This is a genomic window from Methylophaga sp. UBA4204 (assembly GCF_002379485.1).
Lineage (GTDB): Bacteria > Pseudomonadota > Gammaproteobacteria > Nitrosococcales > Methylophagaceae > Methylophaga.
In genome coordinates, this window is the sequence record NZ_DFTU01000038.1 from 527 (window position 1) to 4,688 (window position 4,162).

At 47.8% G+C, this 4,162-nt stretch carries 2 protein-coding genes; both read right to left on the minus strand.

The annotated features are described in order from the left end of the window. Positions 1-71: 71 nt before the first annotated feature. Positions 72-1,169, minus strand: coding sequence for a PilT/PilU family type 4a pilus ATPase (locus B3182_RS05555; protein ID WP_292403515.1), 1,098 nt, complete (start codon positions 1,167-1,169; stop codon positions 72-74). 86 nt (positions 1,170-1,255) lie between these two features. After that, positions 1,256-4,162: DNA polymerase III subunit alpha (gene dnaE / locus B3182_RS05560; RefSeq protein WP_292751899.1), on the minus strand; the 2,907-nt coding region annotated here is incomplete at its 5' end.

A 4,162-nucleotide genomic window follows, 5' to 3' on the forward strand; every position in this document is an offset into this window, starting at 1 on the left:
TAGGGCTTGTTGATCTTTCATATCTACCACTGCTGACGACTATGAAAGATCAGCAAACCCTATCGTTACGCTCAGCTGAGGATTAATTCGTCTTCTGCATCGCTGTCATCATGGGTTGCCCCCATACGGATTTCCAGACTGAGGTCATTACGTGAATCGGCATTACGCAATGCATCCTCCTGAGAAATCTTGCCTTGCCGATACAGTGTCAACAACGCCTGGTCAAAGGTAATCGTCCCCGGTTCACTACTTTCTTTCATCGCATCCTTGATCGCACCGATCTGACCTTTATTAATCAATTCAGCGATATATGGCGAGCTGAGCATGACCTCCACCGCCGGCACCAGATTGCCATCCTGCACCGAAGGTAATAAACGCTGCGAGATGATGGCACGCAAATTCAGTGACAGATCCATCAGGATCTGACGATGCATCATTTCCGGGAAAAAGTTAATGATCCGATCCAGCGCCTGATTTGCATTATTAGCGTGCAAGGTCGCTAAACACAGATGACCGGTTTCAGAGTAATTGATAGCGTGCTTCATGGTGTCCATGTCGCGGATCTCACCAATCAGAATGACATCGGGTGCTTCACGCAAGGCATTTTTTAATGCATTTTCGTAAGAAAGAGTATCAATACCGACTTCGCGCTGTTGCACAATTGATCGCTGATGGGAATGCACAAATTCCAGTGGATCTTCAATGGTCAGAATATGTGATCCGGAATTTCGATTTCGATGACCAATCATTGCGGCCAACGTAGTGGACTTACCACTGCCGGTGGCACCGACAACTAGAATCAAACCACGTTTTTCCATCACCACATTACCCAGTACCGGTGGCAAACTCATTTCTTCAAAATTTGGAATATGGGTGCGAATATAGCGAATAACCATGGAGACTTCGCCCCGCTGCCGGAAGATATTGACCCGGAACCGGCCAACGCCATGGACTGGAACGGCAAAATTCATTTCCAGATTTTGTTCAAATTCAGCAATCTGTTGCTGATCCATTAATGAATAGGCGAGCTCTTTGACTTCACCTGTCAGCATTTTTTTACTGCCAACGGGGCGTATCACCCCTTGAATTTTGACTTGCGGTTCGGTCGCAGTACAAAAAAACAAATCTGAGGCTTCCTTATCAGCCATCAGTTTCAGGTAAGGCATCATTTCCACGTCAGCAATCCTTAGAATAAACGTTTGAGTTGCATTAATCGTACACGATTGACATCAGCCAACAAAGCGGATTAAGTCGCTTAATAGCGCACCGTCACAGTTTCACTAATTGGTAAATCTGCCAGCTCTTTCAACAGGGTATCCGATGGAGTGATTTGCCAGTCATGCCCCAGTCGGATCACTACTTCAGCATCCTGATTAACATACTTGAGTTCCACTGGAATTACACCACCACAAAATGGTGACATCACAGCTTGCATCTGCGAAATCCATTGTGCATCCTCACCTTGCTGCTTCACCGTCAATTGGACTGACTTACCAAATAATTCACGGGCTTTCTGTAAATCATAAACTGACTCTGCCGTACCAGCGAGACCGCCACTGAAATTATCCTGGCCAATCTTGCCCTGAATCACCACCAATTTATCCGGTTGTATAACATTTTGATATTGCTCATAGACATCGCCAAAAACCCGCACTTCCAGGCGGGCTGTCTGGTCATCCAGAGTAATAAACGCCATACGGCTGCCGTTTTTGGATTTCATCGTACGAATGGCCACAATCAAACCAGCAGTCAGTAATGGAATTTCATTACGTTGATAGCCTTTGGATTCAGGCGCATCCAGCTCACTGATTTTTTTTGGAATAAATTGGGCCAGCTCGGCAGCATAACGATCGATCGGGTGTCCGCTTAAATATAACCCCAGTGTTTCTTTCTCAGCACGTAATAACTGCTCTTCCTGCCATTCCGGCACATCTTCCAGCAAATCAGTTTGCGGTTGATCGGCATGAGATGGTTCAGCCAGGCCAAACAAATCATTCTGCCCACTGGCGGCATCACGCCGATGCTGCTCTGCAATCTGCATCGCCCGGCTGAGGCTGGATTCCAGACTGGCTCGATGTCCGCCAAGTGAATCAAATGCACCCGCTTTAACTAAAGATTCCATCACTCGGCGGTTGATTTTTTTCAGCTCAACCCGACGACAGAAATCAAATAATGAGGTAAATGCTTCGCCCTGCTCGCGTTCTGAAACAATACCTGCCAGTGCCGATTCACCTACCCCTTTGATGGCGCCCATGCCGTAACGGATAGTGGTTTCATTTTCTACGGTAAACTGGATTTTGCTGAAATTAACATCAGGCGGTAATACCGTCAGATTCATATCCCGGCATTCATCAATCAGGCCGACAACTTTATCCGTGTTGTCCATATCCGCTGATAATACTGCCGCCATAAACGCTGCTGGATAATGGGCTTTCAGCCAGGCCGTTTGATAGGCAACCAATGCATAAGCAGCTGAATGCGATTTGTTAAAACCGTACTCAGCAAACTTTTCCATCAAATCGAAAATCGGTCCTGCAGTGTTTTCCTCAATGCCACGATTTTTAGCACCTTCCAGGAAAATCTGTCGTTGCTTGGCCATTTCTTCGGGCTTTTTCTTACCCATCGCCCGGCGCAGCATATCGGCTTCCCCCAGACTATAACCGGCCAGAACCTGGGCGATTTGCATAACCTGTTCCTGATAAACGATTACCCCATAGGTAGGTTTCAGAACGGGTTCGAGATCGGGATGCGGATAATCGACTTTGGCCCGGCCATGTTTACGATTAACAAAGTCATCGACCATGCCCGATTGCAACGGCCCGGGTCGGAACAATGCCACCAAAGCGATAATATCTTCAAAATTATCCGGCTGCAGTCGCTTGATAAGCTCTTTCATACCGCGCGATTCCAACTGGAATACCGCAGTGGTTTCACACCGTTTTAATAAGTCGTAACTGGGTTTGTCATCCAGCGGCAGCAAGGTGATATCAATCTTGTCCGCCTCGTCAGCTGACAACATCGCTTTTACATTTTTAACCGCCCAGTCAATAACAGTCAGGGTTTTCAGGCCCAGAAAGTCAAATTTAACCAGACCGACACTTTCAACGTCGTCTTTATCATATTGCGACACCAGACCAGCGCCATTCTGTTCACAATATAACGGTGTGTAATCAGTCAGTTTTTTCGGTGCGATGACCACGCCACCGGCATGTTTACCGACGTTTCGGGTCAGACCTTCCAGCTGCAATGCCAAATCAATCAGCGTGCGAACGTCTTCTTCCTTGTCGTAACGTTCTTTAAGCTGAGGCTCTTGTTCCAGCGCCTTGCTCAGAGTCATTTTCAGTTCAAACGGCACCAGCTTGGCCAGTTGATCGACCATGCCATAAGGATGACCCAAAACACGGCCGACATCGCGCAATACCGCTTTGGCGGCCATGGTGCCGAAAGTAATGATCTGCGAGACATGATCCCGACCATAATGCCGGGACACATAATCGATAACGCGATCCCGGCCATCCATGCAAAAGTCGACGTCAAAGTCAGGCAGTGATACACGCTCCGGATTCAAAAACCGTTCAAACAGCAGATCGTATTGCAGCGGATCTATATCGGTAATTTTTAAAGCATAGGCTACCAGAGAGCCTGCACCGGAACCCCGTCCAGGTCCTACCGGAACCCCGTTATTCTTGGCCCAGCGAATAAAGTCGGCAACGATTAGAAAGTAACCTGGAAAGCCCATTTCATTGATAACGTCGAGTTCAATCTGCAGCCGTGATTCATATTCAGGGCGCTTTTGTTCACGCTCTGCCTCATCCGGAAACAACACCGGTAATCTTTCAGCAAGCCCCTCAAATGATTCCTTGGAGAAGAATTCCGCCAGTGTCATGCCATCAGGTACCGGGAAATCCGGCAGATAATGTTCGCCCAGTGTTAATTCAACATTACAGCGTTTGGCGATTTCGACCGTGTTGGTGATGGCTTCCGGAATATCGGCAAACAAACGCACCATTTCTTCCGGACTACGCAGATATTGCTGTTCGGAGTACATTCTTGGGCGACGCGGATCATCAAGCAACCGGCCTTCATTAATACAGACCTTGGCTTCATGGGCTTCAAACTGATCCGGAGTTAAAAAGCGCACATCGTTGGTCGCCACCACCGG

Coding starts and splice junctions, on each gene's coding strand:
- B3182_RS05555 (WP_292403515.1), bottom strand. CDS start 1,169: ATGATGCCTTACCTGAAACTGATGGCTGATAAGGAAGCCTCAGATTTG.